The sequence below is a fragment of the Pseudomonas artemisiae genome (assembly GCF_057128685.1).
Genome location: NZ_JBSKHS010000002.1, coordinates 139,110 through 162,471 on the forward strand (window position 1 = coordinate 139,110; position 23,362 = coordinate 162,471).

A 23,362-nucleotide genomic window follows, 5' to 3' on the forward strand; every position below is an offset into this window, starting at 1 on the left:
GCTCTGTAGCAGCAGGCCTTGGCCGCGAACGTGTTCAACACCGTGGTGCGACCGGTCGCCAGCAAGCTGGCACCGCGCAAAGTTGTGGGCATGCGGGAAAAGTATCCGCGCGCCCAGGTCATTAACGATTGCGAGTCAGCAATGCTGGTTTTTCACCGGCCTTGTTGCGATTTTGCAGGTCATCAAGCTGCTCGGCCGTGAGGGTACGGTCGAGCTTTGACTCTTTCATGATGATCTTCGGCTTTGGTGCTTCGCGCCGAGCATCGCTGACCGCTGGGGCGCCTGCTTCGTCGCGGGGGCGGTGATTGCGTGGGTTGTCGCGACGGTTCTGGCCGGTGCCGGCAGGTTTTTGACCTCCGTTGGTACGCGGACCGGTGCGCTTGGCCGCGCCTTCCGTGGCAGCACGTGGCGCGGCAGGCTGACGACGCGCGCCCTGAGCAGGTGCTTGGCTGACGGCGGCGGTACCTTGGCGACGGTTCCGGGCTTGGTTCTTCTGGTTCTGGTAAGGGCTCACATAGTCTGCCCGGTTACCAAAGTTATCCACTTCGTCGTCCAGGAACACTTCCGGGTCGCGGTTGCCCGCTTCGATCGGCGCACCCGCTTGAGCCTGTGCAGGGCGCTGCGGCTTGCGTTCACGCTGCTGGCGTGGCTCGCCGCGGTTCTCGGCACGGCTTTCTGAGCGGGCTTCGGTGGTTTTTTCCCGAGGCTTGTCTTTACCCTTGTCCTTGCCTTTGTCCCTGCGGCCACCACCGGAAGGCTTGTCGCCACCAGGGGTGCGGCCACGGGGCTTGTTGGCTGGCGCGCGCTCGCGCACTTCAGGTTTTTCCGCTTCGATGGTGCTGGCGTCGAAGCCCATCAGCTCACCGTCAGGGATTTTCTGCCGGGTCATCCGCTCGATGCCTTTAAGCAGTTTTTCTTCATCGGGCGCCACCAGCGAGATAGCTTCGCCATTGCGGCCCGCGCGACCGGTACGGCCAATACGGTGAACGTAATCTTCTTCTACGTTAGGCAGCTCGAAGTTCACCACATGGGGCAGTTGGTCGATATCCAGACCACGGGCCGCGATGTCGGTAGCGACCAACACCCGCACGGTGCTGGCCTTGAAATCGGCCAAAGCCTTGGTGCGAGCGTTCTGGCTCTTGTTGCCGTGGATTGCGGCAGCGGTCAGCCCGTGTTTTTCAAGGTATTCAGCCAGGCGGTTAGCGCCGTGCTTGGTGCGGGTAAACACCAATACCTGCTCCCAAGCGCCTTGGGTAATCAAATGAGCGAGCAGCGCACGTTTATGGCTGGCGCCGATATGGTAAACCCGCTGCTCGATACGCTCGACCGTGGTATTGGGCGGCGTGACTTCGATGCGCTCGGGGTTATGCAACAGCCGTTCGGCCAGCTCGGTGATTTCTTTGGAGAAGGTCGCCGAGAACAATAGGTTTTGACGCTTCTCGGGCAACCGGGCCAGGACCTTTTTCACATCATGGATAAAGCCCATGTCGAGCATGCGGTCGGCTTCGTCCAGCACTAGAATTTCCACATGGGCCAGGTCGACGCTGCCTTGACCGGCAAGGTCCAACAGCCGGCCTGGGCAGGCCACCAGTACGTCTACACCTTTGGACAGGGCTTGAACCTGCGGGTTGATGCCCACGCCGCCAAACACACAAGCGCTGACGAATTTCAGATCACGCGCATACACACGGAAGCTTTCATGCACCTGGGCCGCCAGTTCGCGGGTGGGGGTAAGCACCAGCACGCGAGGTTGCCGTGGGCCATGGCGCTGGGATTTGTCGGGGTGCCCAGCGGGGAACAAGCGTTCCAGGATAGGCAGGGCGAAGCCGCCGGTCTTACCAGTACCGGTCTGGGCGGCAACCATGAGGTCACGGCCCTGCAACACGGCGGGAATGGCCCGCTGTTGCACGGGGGTAGGCTGTGTATAGCCTGCTGCCTCGATGGCGCGGACTAGAGCCTCGGAAAGACCGAGGGAAGCAAAGGACATGGGCAATCCTGTTCATTATGGGGGCTTAAGCCCGGGGATCGTTTGCCTGGCGCGGGGGCGGATATCGACGCAACCGCGTCCGGTACTGCTGGCGCTCGCCAAAATTCGCAGCGGGCTGCCGGGGCTTAAGCCAGGCGCGGGCATGCGGTGAAGAGAATGCGAGGGGTCCAGCGTCCGGGCGTAAGCCTGGCGGGAGCCCTGGAGTATAACAGAGCCTCGGCGCAACGCTGGTTTTTGGCAGCTAAATGGCGGGTTTTTTATAACAAAGCGCGAAGTTCGCTCTAAAGACCGTAGCGCATCAGCAACTGAGCATAGGCCGGTTCCTGTTTGAACTGGCGCAATACGTTACTGAAACGCTCGGCCAAGGCAGGATTGTCAGCATTGCGCCGTAATGCCAAGTACAGCACCTCCGAGCTCAGGGCCCCTGGAATCTGATCGATTTTTTGATCGAGCCCCAATTGGCGCAAGGCAAAGTGGCCAGCCCTGCGATCCGAGATCACCAAGTCGATCCGGCCGAGCAATAGCTTGCCAAAGTTCGCTTCCAGGCTAGGCGCAGGTTCTTTTTCGGCCAACGACTCGGCAAACGCCTGGCCATACTCGAACCCTGGCGCCACGCCAACGCGCATGCCTTTAAGGTTCCGTAGGCCGCTAAGGGGTATAGGGCGTTCACTGGCCTGGTACAGTACTAAATCCACCTGAGAAAGCGCTTCGGTAGCGTACACCAGCCAGTGTTCGCGAGCGCTGGTATGGAAAATATCCATAACCGCGTCGGCCTCCCCTTGCTGAACCATCATCAGGCAGCGCCGCCACGGCAAGAATTCCCACTCTACCGTGATGCCAAGGCGCTTGAAGACCTCGCTAGTGATTTCGTAATCAACGCCCGCAGGCGCCTTGCCTTCCAGATACACATAGGGTGGCAAGGGTTCTGTAACAATACGCAGGGGCAGCGTTGACGCTTGGGTCAGCGAAGCCTGAGCGATTAAAAGGATGAAGCAGGCTATAGCGCGCATGTGCGCAGAGTAAGGGGCGGGGCCGCCCCTGACTAGTCGCCTGATGTCAGCGCCGAGCAAAGGCCCATGGAGAAGCTCTCCTAGGCCGTGCATTCAGCGAGCCAGGTTAAGGTTTCGCCAAATCGCCAGGCTAGCCTGGGCCTGGTTTAGCGTATAGAAGTGCAGCCCAGGTGCTTCGCCTTCGAGCAACCGCTCGCACAGACGCGTAATCACTTCTTCACCAAAGGCTTGGATGCTGTTGGTGTCGTCCCCGTAGGCCTCCAACTGCTTGCGCACCCAGCGTGGGATTTCCGCGCCACAGGCATCGGAAAACCGTGCCAGTTTGCTGTAGTTGGTGATGGGCATGATCCCCGGCACGATCGGCATTTCTACACCCAGCTTGCGCACGCGTTCAACGAAATAGAAGTAGCTGTCTGCGTTGAAGAAGTACTGCGTGATCGCGCTGTCAGCGCCTGCCTTGGCCTTGCGGGCGAAGTGGGCGAGGTCGTGCTCCATGTTGCGCGCCTGCGGGTGCATCTCAGGGTAGGCGGCGACTTCAAGGTGGAAATGGTCGCCAGTTTCCGCGCGTATGAACTCCACCAAATCGCTGGCATAGCGCAACTCCCCGGCAGACATGCCCATACCTGAAGGCAGGTCACCGCGTAGCGCCACGATGCGCTTGATCCCGGCCTCTTTGTATTGCGCCAGCAACGCCCGCAACTGGGCTTTACTGTCGCCTACGCAAGACAGGTGCGGTGCCGCGGGAACCTGTACATCTCGTTCCAGCTGAAGCACGGTTTCCAAGGTGCGGTCGCGGGTAGAGCCTCCAGCCCCGTAGGTGCAGGAGAAAAATACCGGGTCGCAGGCGATCATCTGGCGCGCGGCATCGATAAGTTTTTCGTGCCCTGCCTCAGTTTTGGTGGGGAAAAACTCCGCGCTGAAGCTTTTATTTGCAAAAGACATAGTCAGGCAGCTCTTCGTGGAAGAGCCGCAAGTTGCAAGCGCCAAGCAGCAGGCCAACCTAGGGGCCCGCCACTTGCGGCTTACCGCTTGCAGCGTATTAGTAGCGGTAGGTATCAGGCTTGAATGGGCCTTCCACGGTTACGCCGATGTACTCGGCCTGCTTGGGCGTGAGCTGAGTCACTACGCCGCCGAAGCCACGGACCATCTCCAGCGCCACTTCTTCATCCAGCTTTTTGGGCAGCACTTCAACGGTCAAGCGCTCAGCCTTGGTGGCTGGGGCGAGATCAGCGAATTTCTGCTCGAACAGGTGGATCTGGGCCAACACTTGGTTGGCGAAGGAGCCGTCCATGATCCGGCTTGGGTGGCCAGTGGCGTTGCCCAGGTTAACCAGGCGGCCTTCGGCCAACAAAATCAGGTAGTCATCGTTGTAGGCATCGAAGCTGCCTGCACCGGTACGGTGTACCTTGTGAACCTGCGGCTTGACTTCTTCCCATGCCCAGTTCTTGCGCATGAAGGCAGTGTCGATCTCGTTGTCAAAGTGGCCGATGTTACACACCACAGCGCGCTTTTTCAGCGCCTTGAGCATGCCAGCGTCGCAGACGTTAGCGTTGCCGGTGGTGGTGACGATCAGGTCGATCTTGCCCAGCAGGGCGGCGTCTACGCAGGCATCAGTGCCGTCGTTAAGGCCGTCTTTGTAAGGGGATACCACTTCGAAGCCGTCCATGCAGGCCTGCATGGCGCAGATCGGGTCTACTTCCGATACCTTGACGATCATGCCTTCCTGGCGCAGCGATTGCGCCGAGCCCTTGCCCACGTCGCCATAACCGATCACCAACGCTTGCTTGCCGGAGAGCAAGTGGTCGGTACCACGCTTGATGGCGTCGTTCAGGCTGTGACGGCAGCCGTATTTGTTGTCGTTTTTGCTCTTGGTTACCGAATCGTTGACGTTGATGGCCGGTACTTTGAGGGTGCCCTTGGCCAGCATGTCCAGCAAGCGATGCACACCGGTAGTGGTTTCTTCGGTGATGCCGTGGATACGGTCAAGCATCGCTGGGTATTTCTTGTGCAGGATTTCGGTCAGGTCACCGCCGTCATCAAGGATCATATTGGCGTCCCATGGCTGACCATCCTTGAGGATGGTCTGCTCGATGCACCATTCGTATTCGGCTTCGGTTTCACCTTTCCAGGCAAACACAGGCACGCCAGCGGCAGCGATGGCAGCAGCGGCTTGGTCCTGGGTGGAGAAGATATTGCACGATGACCAGCGTACTTCCGCGCCCAGGGCAACCAGGGTTTCGATCAGTACGGCGGTTTGGATGGTCATGTGGATGCAGCCGAGAATTTTCGCGCCCTTGAGCGGTTGCTCACTGGCGTATTTGCGGCGCAGGCCCATCAACGCGGGCATTTCCGATTCGGCGATGATGACTTCGCGGCGGCCCCAGGCGGCCAGGGAAATGTCGGCGACTTTGTAATCGGAAAAATCAGCAGGCGTCTGTACAGCACTCATTGAAGAGTCTCCATTCGTAGTATGCGAATGGGCGCCGTTGTGCGTTAGGGCTACAGGGGGTACCTGGCTTGCCCGGAGGCCGAACAGTGCCGGCCTTGCAAACGCCCCAACCGAGCCTGACAGGATGACCTGCTGCAGCGCCCCTCGGTCAGGTGGCGGGAGCGCCCGCGTAGCGCGCGGGCGGTAAAACGTTATGCAGTATATAGGGAGCCTGGGCACGGTGTCGAATGTGCTGATGGGCGTTTTTTGGTCATTTATGCCAGGGATACCGTCTTGATCTTCATCGCAAAAGCAGGCTTGCTGTAGAAGCCAGCAAAGCTGGCGAACAGTGGGTCATTGCGTACATGTCCCGTCTCTTCGCGAGCTTGCGCTCGCTCCTACGGGCGATAGATGCACTGTCGCAACAGGCCCTGGTAGACGGCAAGCCGGGCTGCTACGGTATGGCCTGTTGTTCCCGTAGCAGCCGAGCTTGCTCGCGACCAGCTCTGCTGCTAAGAGATGTATGGCTCCACTTGCGAGGTGAGAGCCAAGACGGTATCTACGGTAAAAGTAGACTCCACTCAGAAAAGGCTAGCCATGAATTTTCACACCCGCAAATGGGTAAAGCCCGAAGACCTCAACCCCAACGGCACGCTGTTCGGCGGTAGCCTTTTGCGTTGGATCGACGAAGAAGCGGCTATTTACGCTATCGTGCAGTTGGGCAATCAGCGCGTGGTCACCAAGTACATTTCCGAAATCAACTTCGTCAGCGCCTCTCGCCAAGGGGATATCATCGAGCTAGGTATCACGGCAACCGAGTTCGGCCGAACGTCCATTACCCTAATGTGCGAAGTACGCAACAAAATCACCCGCAAAAGCATTCTTACCGTGGATAAGCTGGTCTTCGTAAACCTGGGTGAGGATGGCTTACCCGCGCCCCATGGCCGTACGGAAATCCGCTATATCAAGGACCAGTTCGCTGAAGAAGGTATAAGTGCTGACAAGTTTTGAGGAAACGCCCTGCAGAGGTTTCCGCGCTTTCGCTAAAGGCACAGGTAAGGGGGAGGAGGACAATCTAGCTTCCATATTTACTTGGGTTGTTTGCCATGCGCTATTCATCACTGTTGGTGCTATTGCTGTTAACCGTCGGCTGCCAGCCAGTGTACTCCGAGCTTCCACCAGAGTACCCACGTGGTCCAAGGCCTCCTCCCGGGATCGACTGCCGTGACGCGCCCTTACAGCCGCGGTGCGTCCACGAAACCCCAAGTCATACAGCGGCCCCTCTGCTACCCTGCGTTACCTGAGCGAACCCCTGGGCATGCCTCGCTTACTCGCCTGCGGGCTAGTAGTAGCGGGCTTCATGATCATGAAATTCCATTGATTCGAGGCAACCATGACAACGGCTTATTGGTGTGTATTGATCGCTATCGTACTGCCCTATGTGTGCACGATTACAGCAAAACTGGCAGGTGGGCGCTTTGGCTCGAACGCTAACCGCGATCCGCGTGGTTACTTGGATAAACTCGAAGGCTTGCCCAAGCGTGCCCATGCCGCACAGCTCAATGGTTTTGAAATAACCCCGGCCTTCGCGGCGGCGGTGATTATCGCCCACCTGGCGGGTGGCGCCGAGCAAGGCACGCTAAACCTGCTGGCCGTGGTGTTCGTTATCAGCCGGGTACTGTACATCCTGTGCTACTTGGCGGACCAAGCCACCCTACGGTCCATTACATGGTTCGTAGGGATGGCAACAATAGTTGCGCTGTTCTGCGTGGGTGCCTGAGCCGCAAGCGCTTTACTTGTCGAGTTCGTCTACGGCCTCTTGTAGCTCCTTACGGGCCTCGCCGAGCTTGTCCTTGCGCTTGTTGATCTTCTCGGGATCGCCTTTTTTCATGGCCTTGTCGAGATCGGCCTGACGCTCGCTCACCTCGCGCTTGGCTTCTAGCACCTTGTTCTCACGTTCTTTCTTGAGGCCCTCATCGGTGCAGTTGGCTTGCAGTTCGCCTAACGCGATGTGCAAACCCTCCATTTGGCTTGTGTTGCCAGCTTGGCGAGCACGGGTGATTTGGTCCTGTACACGTTGTTCCTTCGCGGCGCAGCCCTTGAGTTCGCTGCTCTCATCCGGCGCCGCGGCAAGGGCCGGCTGAGCCATCGCGCTGAGAATAAGGGCCAGGGGAAGCAAAGCTTTCATGAAGTCTCCGGGGTGGTTACGCTGGGTTCGAGGCTATTGGAACGGAAGTGGGGGGGAAGTTCAAACCCTTCAACGAAGCCATCGACACCCAAGGCGTGCAGTGCCCGTGCCATTCGCCAGGCTGGAGGGTGTTGGAAAAACGCTACCCATTGCGCCGCTCGCCCTTTGCCGACGCCGGTTTCATTGACCCATTGCTCCAGCGTGCGAGTCGCCAGTCGGTTCCAATTGGCTGAAATATCAGCCTTACGCGTGGGTGGGACGCTCATCGCTTTCAGCCAATTCTTAAAAGGCTTTGTTCGTGCTTCGGCAAATTGCCGCGCGATGCGCTGCGCAGAGAGCGGGCCAATGCCATCGACGCTAGCCAGCATGGCTTCGTCCAAATGCAACCAACTGTGTAGCTCCGGCAACAAGCCCGCATCCAACAGCCGGCCCCAGGTGCCTTTGCCTACTTGAGGCATGCCTAAGCCATTTGGGCTGCTGAGCCATTGCAGGCGTGCCAGGTACTGGCTGCGACAGCCAGGTTCAGGTTGCCAGCAGGTTAATGTTGTATAACGTGCCCGGTCCGGAGGTTCTATGGGTTTACGCAAGGGGCTACGCCAAATCACTTCACTCACTTGTGGAATAGTCAGGCCAGCCAACGCCAAGGCTACTTGGTCGCCAGGTTGCACGTCCAGCCCCTCCCAACGGCGCACTGAACCCAGGCTCACACGGCTTACCATGCGGTCGTCAAGGCGTACAGGATGCAGCTCCAGCACAGGCGTCACGCGCCCGGTACGGCCAACTTCGAAGGTAATGTCCCGCACTTCTGCCAGCACGCTCTGCCACGGGTATTTCCAGGCGGCTATCCAATAGGGCGTTTGGGCCTTCCAACGGTGCGCGGCTGGCCTTCGGCTATCACGCAGGATGATGCCGTCCGTGGCAAAGGGTAGGGGGGCGTTGTACCAATAGTCGCGCCAAGTGGCCGCGTCTTCGAACGTGCCGATGCGGTGGCTGAATTGCTGAGGGGCACTGAAGCCCAGCTCGGCCAGCTCAGCCAGGCGCTCGGCCTGAGTACCGGGGCCGCTTGGCCACTCCCAAGGGAAGAATCCCAAGCGGCTGGCGTCTTCGGGGGCGAGGTCACGCCGGGCCATCATGCCGGCGACTTGGCTACGGGCATTCTTGCTACCGGCTTGTGCCTGAATATGGTTTTCCACCCGCAGATAAATTTCGCCTTGCAGAACCAAGTCCATTGGCTGGGGCAATTGCTTAGGCAGGCCAGCAATGGCGTGTGCCTGGTGGGTCCAGTCTTGACCGCGCAGCCCATCGCCGCGGCTGATAACTTGAGCGAGCTGGCCTTGCTTGTAAACAACGCTTACGGCCACGCCGTCCACCTTCGGCTGCACCCACACTTCGTCGCGCCCAGCCAACCAAGCGCGCGCATCCGCCGCATCCGCCAGCTTGCTAACCCCTGTGTGGGCCACGGGGTGGGCTTGAGGGCCACTAGGGCGGGTTACCGCGCCAGCGGGGGGCATGGCTGGGAAACACGACCGCCAGCGCTGCAGCCGGGCTTCAGCTTGGTCATACAACTCATCGGCGATCAGCGAAACCCCGTCGCGGTGGTACGCCAGGTTCCACTCATCCACCTGCTTTTGCAGGCCCTCGATTTTGCTGGCCGCCTCTTCAGGAGGCCATGAAGGGCAGGCCCATAGGGGTACCGAGAACAGAAGCGCGACCGCGCCAAGCCAACGGGAAGATAACCGCATGGTGAGCATCCTTGCTCTAGTGAGGTAGAGAACTGAAAGCCTAGAACGGAAAAAGCCTCCCGGGTAGGGGAGGCTTTTTCGAGGTGTTGCAACTAAGGCAACGCCAAGGGTTTACAACCCAGCCGCCGCCCGCAGCGCATCGGCGCGGTCAGTGCGTTCCCAGGTGAAGGCCGTGAAGGTGTCGTCGCCCACGGTCATTTCATAGGGGGTGCGGCCGAAATGACCATAGGCCGCGGTGGCCTGGTACATGGGGTGCAGCAGGTCGAGCATGCGGGTGATAGCGTACGGGCGCAGGTCGAAGTGCTCCCGTACCAGCTGAATGATCTTGTCGTCTGACAGCTTACCGGTATCGAAGGTGTTGATCGCAATGGAGGTAGGTTGGGCCACGCCGATGGCGTAGGACACTTGAATCTCGCAACGGTCGGCCAGGCCAGCAGCCACGATGTTCTTGGCCACATAACGGCCGGCGTAGGCGGCGGAGCGGTCCACCTTGGAGGGATCTTTCCCGGAGAACGCGCCACCACCATGGCGTGCCATGCCGCCGTAGGTGTCGACAATGATCTTACGGCCAGTCAGGCCGCAGTCACCAACGGGGCCGCCGATAATGAAGTTGCCCGTTGGGTTGATGTGGTACTGGGTGTCCTTGTGCAGCAGCTCGGTGGGCAGGCTGTGCTTGACGATCAGCTCCATCACCGCTTCGCGCAGGTCGCTGTATTTCACTTCAGGGTTGTGCTGGGTGGACAGTACGATCGCGTCGATACCAACCACGCGGCCGTTTTCGTAACGGCAGGTGACCTGGGATTTGGCATCCGGGCGCAGCCAAGGCAGCAGACCGGATTTACGGGCTTCGGCCTGGCGCTCCACCAGGGCATGGGAGAAGCGGATCGGGGCGGGCATCAATACGTCGGTTTCGTTGCTGGCATAACCGAACATCAGGCCTTGATCGCCCGCGCCTTGGTCTTCCGGCTTGCTGCGGTCAACGCCCTGGGCAATGTCTACGGACTGTTTGCCGATAATGTTCATTACCGCGCAGGTAGCGCCGTCGAAGCCTACATCCGAGCTGTTATAGCCGATGTCGATGATGACCTTGCGGACGATTTCTTCCAGGTCGACCCAGGCCGAGGTGGTCACTTCACCCGCGATGATGGCCACGCCGGTTTTGACCAGGGTTTCACAGGCCACGCGAGCGTGCTTGTCTTCAGCAATGATAGCGTCCAGTACCGCATCGGAAATCTGGTCGGCGATTTTGTCCGGGTGCCCTTCGGACACGGACTCTGAGGTGAAAAGGGAATATTCGCTCATCTCGAGGGCTTCCTGAAAAAATTACCGGTGGTGAGTGTTGCCAGCCGGCCGCCCGAAGGGGCGAACCTGGATCTGGAAACCGTTACGCAGGCCTACATAGAGGCCAACCCCAGGGCGCAGCCCCGCAGCGGTGGCCCAGCGGGCCAGTTCTTCCTGTTCAAAGCCCAACCAGAGATCTCCGCAGGCCGTCCTGGCCCAATCCTGGTCGTGGCTGCACAACTCGGTCACCAGCAAACTGCCGCCGGGGTTTACCCGCGCTGCCAGCCGCTGCATGGCGTGGGCAGGATCGCTGAAGTGGTGCAATACCATATTGAGCACCACGCAATCGGCGCTCAGGGGCAGCTCACTCAGTGCATCGCCCAGTTTCAATTCAACGTGGCCAAGCCCTTCGCGTTGGCACAACTGGCGAGCCAGTTCTAGCATCTCCGGGCTGTTATCCAGGGCGGTGACCTGACCGAAGCGCCGAGCCAGGTCTGGCAAAAAACCACCGTCGCCTGGGCCGACTTCCAGGGCCGTGGAGCCAGGCCCGAGCACCAGAGTGTCAAGCAGCGCCAATAGGCTCTCGCGGTATTGAGGCAACCCAGCGATCAAATCCTGCTGGGCGCGAAAGCGATCGGCTACCTTGGAGAAAAACACTTGGCTTGCCGCCGCGCGCTGGCGTTCGACTTCAGCCATGCGACGCTGGGCACTAGTGGGTAACTCCAGGGCATCGGCCTCTTGAAGCAGAGCACCGTGGAGCCGCCCACCCGGGCGTTGGTCAGTTGGGAGCGTGCGGCGATAGAAGATCGCGTTGCCTTCGCGGCGCGTGGCCACAAGCCCAGCCTGGGCCAAGACCTTCAGATGATGGCTCATGCCGGATTGGCCGATTTCGAAGATCTGTGCCAGCTCCAGCACGCCGAACGAGTCGCTGGCCAGGGCCCGCAGCACATTCAGGCGCAGTGGGTCGCCCCCGGCCTTGCACAGGCTGGCCAGGTCGTCGGCGGGTTCGTGGCGAATGGAAGGTACGCGCAAGCTCATAGGGAGCGGAGTCTAGACGGCACTCCAATGGCTCGCAAGGGTAATATCAAAAAGTTTTGATATTGTTTACGCCAATCTTTCCGGGCTAAAAACCATCCTGCCGGTGTTCTTCCATTGCGAGCATACTGACCATCGGCGAAAATACCGCCTTTGCAGTTTCATCATTGTCAGTGGAGATCAGCGATGCCCAGCCGTCGTGAGCGTGCCAACGCCATTCGTGCCCTCAGCATGGATGCGGTGCAAAAAGCCAACAGCGGCCACCCCGGCGCGCCCATGGGGATGGCCGATATCGCCGAAGTCTTGTGGCGCGACGTGCTTAAGCACAACCCCGCCAACCCCGCCTTCGTGGACCGCGACCGCTTTGTGATGTCCAACGGCCACGGCTCGATGCTGGTGTATTCGCTTCTGCACCTGACCGGCTACGACCTGTCCATCGACGACCTGAAGAACTTCCGCCAGCTTCACAGCCGCACCCCAGGCCACCCTGAATACGGTTACACCCCTGGGGTGGAAACCACTACCGGGCCCTTGGGCCAAGGCCTGGCGAACGCCGTGGGCTTCGCCATCGCTGAAAAAGCCCTGGGCGCCCAGTTCAACCGCCCTGGCCATAACGTTATCGACCACAACACCTATGTGTTCCTGGGCGATGGCTGCATGATGGAAGGCATTTCCCACGAAGTATGCTCCCTCGCAGGCACCCTGGGCCTGGGCAAGCTGATCGCGTTCTACGACGACAATGGCATTTCCATCGATGGTGAAGTCGAAGGCTGGTTCAACGACGATACCCCCAAGCGCTTCGAGGCGTATGGTTGGCAGGTCATCCGTAACGTGGACGGTCACGACGCGGACGAAATCCAGACCGCTATCGACACCGCCCGTAAAAGCACGCAGCCCACGCTGATCTGCTGCAAAACCACCATCGGTTTTGGCTCCCCAAACAAGCAAGGCAAAGAGGAATGCCACGGCGCGCCTCTGGGTAATGACGAAATCGCACTGACTCGCGCCAACCTTAAGTGGAATCACGGCCCGTTCGAGATTCCCGAGGACATCTATAAAGAGTGGAACTGCCGCGAGAAGGGCGCCGCCGCCGAGGCTGAATGGGACCAACGTTTCGCCGCGTACTCCGCCGCCCACCCGGACCTCGCCAATGAGCTGATCCGGCGCATGAGCGGCGAGCTGCCGGCAGACTTCGCCGAGCAGGCCGATGCCTATATCGCGCAAGTGGTCGCCAAGGGTGAAACCATCGCCAGCCGCAAGGCTAGTCAGAACACCCTTAACGCCTTTGGCCCGTTGCTGCCCGAGTTGCTGGGTGGCTCCGCTGACCTGGCAGGCTCGAACCTAACCTTGTGGAAGGGTTGCAAGGGCATCAGCGCCGAAGACGCAGCGGGTAACTACCTGTACTACGGCGTGCGCGAATTCGGCATGAGCGCCATCATGAACGGCATCGCCTTGCATGGCGGCTTCGTTCCCTACGGCGCAACCTTCCTGATCTTCATGGAATACGCCCGCAATGCGGTACGCATGTCGGCGCTGATGAAAAAGCGTGTGCTCTATGTGTTCACCCACGATTCCATCGGCCTGGGCGAAGACGGCCCTACGCACCAGCCTATCGAGCAGTTGGCCAGCCTTCGTGGCACGCCCAACCTGGATACCTGGCGCCCCGCGGATGCGGTTGAGTCGGCCATTGCCTGGAAATATGCCTTGGAGCGCCAGGACGGGCCTTCGGCGCTGATTTTCTCGCGACAGAACCTGACCCACCAGCCTCGCGATGCCGAGCAATTGGCCAACGTCGCCAAAGGCGGTTACATCCTCAAGGACTGCGCCGGGGAGCCAGAGTTGATTCTGATCGCCACCGGTTCGGAAGTAGGCCTGGCGGTATTGGCCGCGGATGCGCTAACTACTGCTGGCCGTAATGTGCGCGTCGTGTCCATGCCCAGCACCAGCGTGTTCGACGCACAGGACGCCAGCTACAAGCAGTCGGTGTTGCCGCTGGAAGTCAGCGCGCGTATCGCCATCGAGGCTGCCCACGCGGACTTCTGGTACAAGTATGTGGGCCTTGAAGGCCGTATCGTTGGCATGACTACCTTTGGTGAGTCGGCCCCAGCGCCCGCCCTGTTCGAAGCGTTCGGCTTCACCGTGGACAACATCGTCGGCCTGGCCAACGAGCTGCTGGAAGACTGAGCCCGCTGCGCTGCCACGGCCTTGCCTTACCAGGTGGGCGCCGTGGCGCATTGCCCATTTAAGGTGTGAACCGCGCCATGTCCTTATCACGCCCTTTTCGGGTTGCCCTCAACGGTTATGGCCGCATAGGCCGTTGCGTCTTGCGCGCGTTATACGAGCGCCGGGGCCGGGGCGGTATCGAGGTTGTTGCCCTTAACGACCTGGCTGATCTGCCTAGCCTGGAATACCTCACTCGCTTTGACTCCACCCATGGGCGCTTTCCGGGTGATGTACGGGTAGCTGATGGGCACCTGTGCATCAATGGCGACCATTTACAAGTGTTTCGCAGCGCCACCCCGGAAGGGGTGAACTGGGCCGGGTTGAATGTGGATCTGGTGATGGAGTGCTCTGGCGCCTGGGACAGCCGCGCGGACGGCGAGCGCTTTTTGGCCGCCGGTGCGCCGCGAGTGTTGTTTTCCCAGCCCATGGCCAGCGAGGCGGATGTAGACGCCACTGTGGTGTACGGCATCAACCAGCACCACTTACAGGGTAATGAGCGGCTGATCTCCAATGCCTCCTGTACCACCAACTGTGCGGTGCCATTGCTACGCCTGCTCGATGCCGCCTTCGGAATCGAGTATGCGTCCATCACCACCATTCATTCGGCCATGAACGATCAGCCGGTGATTGACGCCTATCACCATGACGACCTACGCCGCACCCGTTCGGCTTTCCAGTCGGTAATACCGGTGTCTACCGGCCTGGGGCGTGGAATAGAACGGCTGCTTCCGGAACTTGCGGGCCGAATTCAGGCCAAAGCAGTGCGCGTACCTACCGTCAATGTGTCTTGCCTTGACATCACCTTGCAGACTGCCCGCGACACCAACGCGGCGGAGGTCAACCGTGTGCTGCGCGAAGCGGCGGCAGGCGGGCCTTTGCAAGGGTTATTGGCGTACACGGAGTTGCCGCACGCCAGCTGTGATTTCAACCATGACCCGCACTCGGCCATCGTCGACGCCAGTCAAACCCGGGTCTCTGGGCCTCGGCTGGTCAACTTGCTAGCCTGGTTCGACAACGAATGGGGCTTTGCCAATCGAATGCTGGATGTCGCGGGGCATTTTCTCGACATCGCTACTACAAAAACGAATACGCCTAAGGACTGACACATGACCGTGTTGAAAATGAGCGACCTGGATCTGCAAGGCAAGCGCGTGCTGATTCGCGAAGACCTGAACGTCCCGATCAAGGAAGGTGCGGTGGCCAGCGACGCCCGTATTGTCGCTTCCTTGCCGACCATCCGCCTGGCCTTGGAAAAAGGCGCCGCCGTGATGGTGTGTTCGCACCTGGGCCGGCCCGTGGAAGGTGAGTTCTCCGCTGAAAACAGCCTTAAGCCTGTGGCCGAGTACCTCAGTAAGGCGTTGGGCCGTGAAGTCCCCCTGGTAAACGATTACCTGGGCGGCGTTGCGGTAGAGCCTGGCCAAGTGGTGCTGTTCGAAAACGTACGCTTCAACAAGGGCGAGAAGAAAAACGCCGATGAGTTGGCCCAGCAATACGCCGCATTGTGCGACGTATATGTGATGGACGCCTTCGGTACCGCCCACCGCGCGGAAGGCTCGACCCATGGCGTGGCCAAGTTCGCCAAGGTCGCGGCGGCAGGCCCCTTGCTCTCGGCTGAACTGGACGCGTTGGGCAAGGCCCTCAAAACCCCAGCGCAACCCATGGTGGCCATCGTTGCGGGCTCCAAGGTATCCACCAAGCTGGACGTGCTTAACAGCCTGAGCGCTGTGTGCACCCAGTTGATCGTGGGCGGTGGTATCGCCAACACCTTCCTGGCTGCCGCGGGCCACAAGGTCGGTAAGTCGCTGTACGAACCAGACCTGCTCGATACCGCCAAAGCCATCGCCAGCAAGGTGAGCGTGCCGCTGCCGGTAGACGTAGTCGTTGCCAAGGAATTCGCCGAAACCGCGCAAGCGACCGTCAAGGCCCTGGATGAAGTGGCTGACGACGATATGATCCTGGATATCGGCCCCAAGACCGCCGCACACTTTGCCGAGCTGCTGAAGAAGGCCGGCACCATTCTATGGAACGGCCCTGTAGGGGTGTTCGAGTTCGACCAATTTGGCAACGGTACCAAAGTGCTGGCCCAAGGGATCGCTGAAAGCTCGGCCTTTTCCATTGCCGGTGGCGGGGATACCCTCGCAGCGATCGACAAGTACGGGGTGGCCCAGCAGATTTCTTACATTTCCACTGGTGGTGGCGCGTTCCTGGAATTCGTCGAAGGCAAGGTATTGCCCGCGGTCGAAATGCTGGAACAGCGCGCCAAGGGCTGAAGCCATGTACCGCTTCGCAGCCACCTGTGTGCTGGCCTTCGGGTTGGCCGCTTGTAGCCATGACCCTTCTCCAGACCAGCCTGGGGTAGCCACGGGTGAAGCCACAGGGCCTAGCTCGCAAGCGTGCGCCTTGGCACGCTGGCAGGCGCAAACGGCACCGGTCATTGGCAAGCGTGATGGCCAGGAAGCATTGGATACTGGCGAGGCAGAGAGCGTAGACGGCACCGTGCCTTGCCGTTAGGCAACGAACCGGCAGGTAGGTGGTCTTTAGGTTCTGTACCTAACGTACATGTCCCGGTTCATGAATGGAGTCTGCTATGAAGCCCCTATTTGCCTTAGCCTGTTCCATGTTTCTGCTCACTGGCTGTTCGATGTTCGGGGGCGAGCGCAGTGCGTGTGAAGTCTTCACGCCAGCCCCGGTGGACTTGCCCAGCAACCAGAACGATCAGCGTGTTCAAACCAATGCGACCGGTGATCCGACTGGAGGCAGCAACAATTTGCAAAATTGCGGGTCGCATTGACCTGGCCTGTTTTCAGGCAGGCAGGGAGTTGCGTGATTTGATCGGCCGGGGTCGCAAGCCCCGTGAACATACGCGGGCCGCATGACGGCCTGTGACTAGCCTGTAGGGTGGCCGCCGCGGTGGCCGCGCTTGCACTTTTAACGACCCTGGACCGGGAGAGAAATACACCATGGCACTGATTAGCATGCGCCAATTGCTGGACCACGCCGCCGAATTTGGCTACGGCGTACCGGCGTTCAACGTGAACAACCTTGAGCAGATGCGCGCGATCATGGAAGCGGCTGACAAGACCGACTCGCCGGTGATCGTGCAGGCTTCGGCCGGTGCCCGTAAATACGCGGGCGCTCCGTTCCTTCGCCATCTGATTTTGGCAGCAGTGGAAGAATTCCCGCATATTCCAGTGGTCATGCACCAAGACCACGGGACCAGCCCTGACATCTGCCAGCGCTCCATCCAATTGGGCTTCAGCTCGGTGATGATGGACGGCTCTCTGAAGGAAGACGGCAAAACCCCGTCGGACTACGAGTACAACGTACGTGTCACCAAGCAGACTGTTGCCTTCGCCCACGCCTGTGGCGTGTCCGTAGAGGGTGAGCTGGGCTGCCTGGGTTCACTGGAAACCGGCCAGGCCGGTGAAGAAGATGGCGTGGGCGCCGAAGGCACCCTGGATCACAGCCAAATGCTGACCGACCCAGAAGAAGCCGCCGACTTCGTCAAGCAAACCCAGGTCGATGCTTTGGCCATCGCCATCGGCACCAGCCACGGCGCCTACAAGTTCACCAAGCCGCCTACCGGCGACATTCTGGCCATCGACCGTATCAAGGAAATCCACAAGCGCATCCCCAATACCCACTTGGTAATGCACGGTTCGTCCTCAGTGCCTCAGGACTGGTTGGCGATTATTAACGAGTTTGGCGGTGATATTAAAGAAACCTATGGCGTGCCGGTTGAAGAAATCGTCGAAGGCATCAAGTATGGCGTGCGCAAGGTAAACATCGACACCGACCTGCGTCTGGCTTCCACTGGCGCGATCCGTCGCTTCATGGCGCAGAACCGCAGCGAGTTCGACCCGCGTAAATACCTGGGCCATACCGTAACTGCCATGCGCGACGTGTGCATCGACCGCTACGAAGCCTTCGGCACTGCCGGTCAAGCATCGAAGATCAAACCCCTGTCGTTGGAAGTTATGTTCCAGCGTTATGCCAAGGGTGAATTGGCCGCCAAGGTCAACTAAGCCTCTGTAATACCCACGGCAAAAAGAAAGCGGCGGGCCCGCTCCATTATTGGAGCGAGGACCGCCGTTTTTTTATGGCGCTTTAACACGGCAGTGAATAAGGCCTGCATTACAGGTTATGGCTAATAGCCAGCTTATTGAATGTAACTTTACCGCCCTCGGTGGCATAACCGGCATTGTCCTGTACATATACGCCGGCCTTAAAATACAGGTTCTTGGTTTTCCAGCCTGAGCTAAGCTGGGTACTCCATTGGTAATTGGCAGCGTTAACCGTAAGCAGGCCAGTTTTATCCAGATGAATGGTGTAATCAAAAGCACTGTTGAGTTTCACACCGGTACCGACCTGGATGACCGTTGGTTCATCCTGGGAAGGTGAGGGCCTCAGTTTGATGACGATGTTGCCGGTTTTGCTGCTTGTCTTGTACTGATACTCCAGCTTCATTAGCGGCTCATTGCTATCGTACTGGTGAATCTGACCGATCACGACCTTGCCTGTGGAGGGCACTTGGTTAACGGTAAGGGTGGCGCGCAGGTAGTTATCTGCCCCTGTGTATTTCCAGTTTCTCAAGGAGCCGTCGGTATTGGTTTCCCGCAGTTCACTGCGCGGGTACTTGGCGCTTTTGGTCGTGCTGCCGGTTACAGGCGCCCAGAAAAACAACGCACCGCTATCAGCATGGAAGTAGGGGTCTTGATAGCCTTTTACTAGCATTGGTGTTTCGATAGTTTTCGCAGGAGCGCCAACAGGAATGCTAAGGTTCCAGGTAGAGAGATCGATCATGGCAAGTCACCTAAACTAATAATGCTGGGAGAAGTAGATGTCCGACTTAAGTGGTAGAAAACCCCAGGGTTATCTGGGTAAGTAAAGGGCGGCCCCCTTTATGTGAAAAAGACGATACACTTTCCACGGGTATGCGCCATCCCGTTGGCGCCAACCGTTTGTCGGCATTGCATAACTTATTGATTTAAGCCGTTTCAGCAAAAAACCGTTCGTCAGGTACGTCACATTTTTAGAATTTTCCCGTTGCGTTAAGCGACAAATGCAGGGCTAGAGTGTCCCTTACCTGGGTCCAGCAAATAATGGCTTGTAGCCACCTTGTAGATGAGAAGTAGCATGGATCGCGCGACCACTAAACCCACTGAAGATCGCTCGACCATTCTGGTGGTGGACGACTATCCAGAGAACCTGCTGAGCATGCGAGCGCTGTTGGAACGACAGGACTGGCAGGTGCTAACGGCTGCTTCCGGCGTAGAAGCCTTGGGCTTACTGTTGCAGCACGAGGTGGACCTGGTTCTGCTGGATGTGCAAATGCCTGGCATGGACGGCTTTGAAGTCGCGCGCCTGATGAAGGGCAGCCAGCGCACCCGGCTGACGCCAATCATCTTCCTTACGGCTAATGAGCAATCCGATGCCGCCGTATTGAAGGGCTATGCCAATGGCGCCGTGGACTACCTGTTCAAGCCTATCGACGCTGAAATCCTCAAGCCCAAGGTGCAGGCCATTCTCGAGCAGCAGCGCAGCCGCCGAGAATTGCAACGCCTTACCCGTGACCTCGAAGCGGCCCGTGCTTTCAACGCATCGGTATTGGAGAACGCGGCTGAAGGCATACTGGTCATCGACGAAATAGGCAATATCCGCTTTGCGAACCCGGCCATTTCGCGCTTGCTGGGCGCGACCATCGACGAGCTGCAAAGCGCGCGCCTGCTGGATTTTATCGAAAAGCCCAGCGTCACCAGCTGGCACGAGTCAGAGTTTTTCCGCGCCTATACCCTCAGAGACATTCATCGGGTACACGACGCGGTGCTGCGGACCTTCTCCGGGCAATCCCTTCCGGTGTCGTTGTCGTGCGCCCCATTGGCAGGCGAAAAGGCCATGGTCCTTACCGTTCAGGACATGTCCGTGGTGCGCAACCTGCACCAGCAGTTGGAGTTCCAGGCGGTCACCGATCCCCTCACCGGCTTGCTTAACCGGCGAGGGTTCTACCAGACGGTAGAAAGCGCGTTGGTGCGTAATGAGCGGCCCGAGAAGAGCCAGGCGTTGCTGTACCTGGACATGGACGGCTTCAAACGCATCAATGACACCCACGGCCATGACGCCGGGGACAGGGTATTACGTTGGGTGGCCAATCAGCTCAAAGAGCTGTTGCGCCCGTACGACATCATCGGCCGTATTGGTGGCGATGAATTCACCGCGCTGCTCGACACCTTGGATTACCCCGAGCAGGCGGCCAAGGTGGCAGAGAAAATTCTTGAGCGTATGCGCAGTTGCAGCCAGATCGATGGGCTGGAAGTCACCCTGGGTGTGAGTATTGGTATCGCTACCTACCCTGAGTGCGGCGTTAACCTCGATCACTTGTTACGGGCCGCGGATATTGCGATGTACGCCGCCAAGCAAGCGGGTAAACAGCAGTACCGGTATTACGACCAAGACCTGAACGTACGTGCCCGCTCTCGGCTGCTGCTGGAGGAAAGCGTATCAGCGGCCATCGAACACAAGGAGTTCTCGCTGGTTTACCAGCCACAGGTGCGTGTCGCGGATGGCCGTCTGCGAGGCTTCGAAGCCCTGCTGCGCTGGCAGCACCCAAGCGTTGGCGACGTGCCGCCAGGCTTGTTCATTCCCCTGCTTGAAGAGGCGAGGTTGATCAGCCGGCTTACGTCCTGGATCTACCAGGAAGGGGCGGCACAGCGGCGCCAATGGCGTGAGCGCTTTGATGACGACCTGGTATTGGGCGTTAGCCTGAGCAACGCACAGTTCAGCATGCCCAATCTGGTGACAGAGCTACAGCACGCCATTTCCGCCAATGGCCTAATGCCCCACCAACTGGAAATAGAAGTGGTTGAACCTTCGTTGCTGCATAACCTGGGAGAAACCAAGCGGCAGTTGTCCTTGCTACGTGGGCTAGGGGTGCGCGTGGCGCTGGATGACTTCGGCTGGGCGCACTGCTCGTTGCAGATTCTTCGGGACCTGCCTATCGACACCCTCAAGCTTGATCGCCAACTGGTCGCCCGACTGCCTCATTCAGCCCGCGACGCAGGTATTGCCCGAGCGGTCATCGACTTATGCCGGCAGTTCTCCATTACCGTGATTGCCGAAGGTGTGGAAAACGCCGAGCAATACCGCTGGCTGGAAGACAACGGCTGTGAGTACATTCAGGGCTTCGTGGTTGCGCACCCGCTTACCGCGGACGCCGCCACCCAGTTCCCCCCTGCGGCCCCGCCAACTTCACCTGGGCGCTAGGTGGCCTATAGGCCAGGCGCCGCGGTAGGCAATGGCCTGGGCTGCGCCAGGTGTGCCGCCATGGTGCGCAGCGGCGCCAACTGACGGGCAATCAACGCCAGTTGTGCCTGCACCAGGCGCTGGCTTTCATCCAGCTCTTCAGGCATTTGCTCAAGCTGCTCGGCCAGTACTTGCTCCTGTTCGTTATGCACCGATACAGGCCCGCGCTCGGCCAGGCCCTGGGCAATTTCATCCAGGCTTGCGGCCAACTGCTCACCGACGCCGGTTACCAGTTCTTCACGCACGGCCTCGGGCAAATCCGTGCCTCGGTGGGCACCCAGGCCCGACAGGTAGCTCAGCAGAGTATGGGAGAGCACCAGGAAACGGAAGCCAGCGTCAGCTTCCTTACGGAAATGGCCGGGCTCCAAAAGCATGTTGGATAAGGTGGTTGACAGCGCCGCATCCGCATTGTGGGCATTACGGCGAGCCAGGCGATAAGTGAGGTCGTCCCGTTTGCCCTCGGCGTACTGGCGCAGAATCTGCCGAAGATAGGCGCTACTGCAGCTCAAGGTATTGGCCAGTACTTTGTTCAGGCGCCTGCCTTGCCAATCCGGCAAGAACAGGAACACCGCCAGGCCCGCGATCAAGCTGCCCAGCAGGGTATCCAGCAGGCGCGGGAGGAACAGCCCGTAGCCGTTGCCGGTCTGGTTAAAGCAGAACAGGATCATCAGCGTGATCGCTGCCGTGGCCAGGGTGTAGCGGGTGGTGCGATTGACGAAGAACACCAGCCCCGCCGCTACCGCGAACAAGGACTGCACCACCGGGCTTGGGAACAGATCGAACAGCGCCCAGCCCACGGTCAGGCCAATAGCGGTACCAATGATGCGCTGGCCCAATTTTCGCCGAGTAGCGCCATAGCTGGGCTGGCACACGAACAAGGTGGTGAGGATGATCCAGTAGCCTTGGCTGGGGTGGATCAAATGAACCATCACATAGCCCACGGTGAGGGCCAGCGGCAGCCGGAGGGCGTGGCGGAATAATAGCGAGGTAGGGGTAAGGTGCTGGCGCAGGCGTAGCCCTACGTCTTTGAGGCTGCGAGGCGAGCGGTCCAACAGGCTGCTGTCAGTGGCTTCGGCCAGGGTATCGGGGTTGCTTGCATCACTGAGCAAACGGTCTAGCGTTCCAAGGTTGGTGGCCAAGGCCCGCAGTGACCGTAGCAAGCCCTTCCAGGCTGGGTTGCTCTGGATACGCAGGTGCTCCAGGGACGCATGCAAATCACTCAAGGCTTCAGCGAAGGTAGCGTCGTACACAAAGGGCTGGCGCAGTTGCAGGGTTTCTGACAGCCGTTGGCACGCGCTGCCTTGCTGGCGTAGCAGGCGCTGACAGCGGAACAATACGTCGCTGTGGAAAAACGCCTCAGCCAGGGCGTTGTAAGGATAGTGGCTGGAACTGGCCCGCTCGTGAATGTCTTGGGCGAGGAAATACAGCTTCAGGTAGAGGCTGACCTTCGACCCCGGGCGTGTACTGCCCACGCGGTTGAAGATGATCTCCTTGGAGGTGTTGAGTGCTGCTACCACGCGGCCATTTTGCCGTGCCAATTCCAGGCGCCGACCTTCTACATCCAGCCCACGAACAGGCTCGAACAAACTGGATTTTATCTTCAGGTACAGCCCCAGCTCACGGAAGACCCGCGCCAGCCCCTGCTGCACCGGTTGATTGGCAAACAGCGCTTGCCACAGGACCGACAGCACCCCATACCAAGCTGCCCCGGCCACCAACAGCGCCGGTTCGTGCCAGTAGCTGTTGAGTTCGCCTCCTCGCTGGTCCACTCCGATCATGGTGTACACAGACAGAATCAGCGTGGCATAGGCAATAGCCCCGTAGCGCTCCCCCAAGGCTCCCAGCATGGTCAGCGCGAAGCTTGCCAGGGCCATGGAGGTGACGAAAAGAATGGGGTAGGGGAATAGCAGCTCGACCGAGAAGGCCGCGATGCTGAAGCACGCCAGCGTCACCAACAGAGCGCTCAGGCGACCTTGCCAGTTGTCGTCGGTTTCAGCGAGCGCACTGGCAATAATCCCTAGAAACAGCGGAATGAGCATATGCAGCTGGTTTAGGTGCCAGCACAGGACCATGCTCCCTGTCAGAGCAATGAACACCCGTACGCTGTAGCTGAATTTATCGCGCGCCCAAAGGCGGCGCAGGGTGTTCCCGAAAGGTTTCGACGCCATG

Annotated in this window: 18 protein-coding genes and 1 riboswitch; of the genes, 8 read left to right on the top strand and 10 right to left on the bottom strand. The window is 59.4% G+C overall.

Annotation, left to right across the window (positions count from 1 at the left end):
* Positions 1–121: 121 nt before the first annotated feature.
* The 4 genes from rhlE2 to ahcY form a co-directional block, all read right to left on the bottom strand.
* Positions 122–1,987, bottom strand: a complete 1,866-nt coding sequence (gene rhlE2, locus ACWKV4_RS03375; protein ID WP_483831105.1) for an RNA helicase RhlE2 — start codon at positions 1,985–1,987, stop codon at positions 122–124.
* Between the two features lie 281 nt (positions 1,988–2,268).
* Positions 2,269–2,997 carry a substrate-binding periplasmic protein gene (locus tag ACWKV4_RS03380; RefSeq protein WP_483831104.1) on the bottom strand — a complete coding sequence of 243 codons (729 nt, stop codon included), beginning with the start codon at positions 2,995–2,997 and terminating at the stop codon, positions 2,269–2,271.
* 93 nt (positions 2,998–3,090) lie between these two features.
* Positions 3,091–3,939, bottom strand: a complete 849-nt coding sequence (metF, locus tag ACWKV4_RS03385) for a methylenetetrahydrofolate reductase [NAD(P)H] (protein ID WP_483831103.1) — start codon at positions 3,937–3,939, stop codon at positions 3,091–3,093.
* Positions 3,940–4,036: 97 nt separating this feature from the next.
* Positions 4,037–5,446 carry an adenosylhomocysteinase gene (ahcY, locus tag ACWKV4_RS03390; protein WP_483831102.1) on the bottom strand — a complete coding sequence of 470 codons (1,410 nt, stop codon included), beginning with the start codon at positions 5,444–5,446 and terminating at the stop codon, positions 4,037–4,039.
* Between the two features lie 22 nt (positions 5,447–5,468).
* A riboswitch (S-adenosyl-L-homocysteine riboswitch) is annotated at positions 5,469–5,598 on the bottom strand.
* A gap of 424 nt (positions 5,599–6,022) precedes the next feature.
* Here ahcY and ACWKV4_RS03395 point away from each other — a divergent pair.
* Together ACWKV4_RS03395 and ACWKV4_RS03400 are read left to right on the top strand one after the other, a co-directional pair.
* Positions 6,023–6,436, top strand: coding sequence for an acyl-CoA thioesterase (locus tag ACWKV4_RS03395; RefSeq protein ID WP_483831101.1), 414 nt, complete (start codon positions 6,023–6,025; stop codon positions 6,434–6,436).
* 382 nt (positions 6,437–6,818) lie between these two features.
* The gene (locus ACWKV4_RS03400) at positions 6,819–7,205 is read left to right on the top strand and encodes an MAPEG family protein (RefSeq protein ID WP_483831100.1); all 387 of its coding nucleotides are present in this window, start codon (positions 6,819–6,821) and stop codon (positions 7,203–7,205) included.
* Positions 7,206–7,217: 12 nt separating this feature from the next.
* On the opposite strand, the gene ACWKV4_RS03405 is transcribed toward ACWKV4_RS03400, so the two are convergent.
* The 4 genes from ACWKV4_RS03405 to ACWKV4_RS03420 form a co-directional block, all read right to left on the bottom strand.
* On the bottom strand, positions 7,218–7,613 hold the full coding sequence (locus tag ACWKV4_RS03405) for a DUF1090 domain-containing protein (protein ID WP_483831099.1): 396 nt from the start codon (positions 7,611–7,613) through the stop codon (positions 7,218–7,220).
* A complete protein-coding gene (gene ligB / locus ACWKV4_RS03410) occupies positions 7,610–9,355 on the bottom strand; it encodes an NAD-dependent DNA ligase LigB (protein WP_483831098.1) in 1,746 nt (581 codons plus the stop codon). Before ligB ends, ACWKV4_RS03405 begins: the two co-directional genes overlap by 4 nt.
* Positions 9,356–9,466: 111 nt before the next feature.
* A complete protein-coding gene (gene metK / locus ACWKV4_RS03415; RefSeq protein WP_483831097.1) occupies positions 9,467–10,657 on the bottom strand; it encodes a methionine adenosyltransferase in 1,191 nt (396 codons plus the stop codon).
* A gap of 21 nt (positions 10,658–10,678) precedes the next feature.
* Positions 10,679–11,674 (bottom strand): ArsR/SmtB family transcription factor, encoded by a 996-nt coding sequence (locus ACWKV4_RS03420; protein ID WP_483831096.1) that lies wholly within the window; start codon positions 11,672–11,674, stop codon positions 10,679–10,681.
* Between the two features lie 183 nt (positions 11,675–11,857).
* Between ACWKV4_RS03420 and tkt the strand changes: the two genes are divergently transcribed.
* From tkt to fba, 5 genes are all read left to right on the top strand, one after another.
* A complete protein-coding gene (tkt, locus tag ACWKV4_RS03425) occupies positions 11,858–13,855 on the top strand; it encodes a transketolase (RefSeq protein WP_483831095.1) in 1,998 nt (665 codons plus the stop codon).
* Between the two features lie 77 nt (positions 13,856–13,932).
* Positions 13,933–14,997 (top strand): erythrose-4-phosphate dehydrogenase, encoded by a 1,065-nt coding sequence (gene epd, locus ACWKV4_RS03430; protein ID WP_483831094.1) that lies wholly within the window; start codon positions 13,933–13,935, stop codon positions 14,995–14,997.
* A gap of 3 nt (positions 14,998–15,000) precedes the next feature.
* Positions 15,001–16,164 (top strand): phosphoglycerate kinase, encoded by a 1,164-nt coding sequence (locus ACWKV4_RS03435; protein ID WP_483831093.1) that lies wholly within the window; start codon positions 15,001–15,003, stop codon positions 16,162–16,164.
* 4 nt (positions 16,165–16,168) lie between these two features.
* The gene (locus ACWKV4_RS03440; protein WP_483831092.1) at positions 16,169–16,405 is read left to right on the top strand and encodes a hypothetical protein; all 237 of its coding nucleotides are present in this window, start codon (positions 16,169–16,171) and stop codon (positions 16,403–16,405) included.
* Positions 16,406–16,854: 449 nt separating this feature from the next.
* Positions 16,855–17,919, top strand: a complete 1,065-nt coding sequence (fba, locus tag ACWKV4_RS03445) for a class II fructose-bisphosphate aldolase (RefSeq protein ID WP_483831091.1) — start codon at positions 16,855–16,857, stop codon at positions 17,917–17,919.
* Positions 17,920–18,028: 109 nt separating this feature from the next.
* Here fba and ACWKV4_RS03450 read toward each other — a convergent pair whose 3' ends face one another.
* On the bottom strand, positions 18,029–18,697 hold the full coding sequence (locus ACWKV4_RS03450; protein WP_483831090.1) for a polysaccharide lyase family 7 protein: 669 nt from the start codon (positions 18,695–18,697) through the stop codon (positions 18,029–18,031).
* Positions 18,698–19,030: 333 nt separating this feature from the next.
* Between ACWKV4_RS03450 and ACWKV4_RS03455 the strand changes: the two genes are divergently transcribed.
* Positions 19,031–21,154, top strand: a complete 2,124-nt coding sequence (locus tag ACWKV4_RS03455; RefSeq protein WP_483831089.1) for a putative bifunctional diguanylate cyclase/phosphodiesterase — start codon at positions 19,031–19,033, stop codon at positions 21,152–21,154.
* A gap of 5 nt (positions 21,155–21,159) precedes the next feature.
* Here the strand turns inward: ACWKV4_RS03455 and yccS are convergent, their stop codons facing one another.
* Positions 21,160–23,361: a YccS family putative transporter gene (gene yccS / locus ACWKV4_RS03460; protein WP_483831088.1), complete on the bottom strand. Its 2,202-nt coding sequence runs from the start codon at positions 23,359–23,361 to the stop codon at positions 21,160–21,162.
* Between the last annotated feature and the right edge of the window lies 1 nt (position 23,362).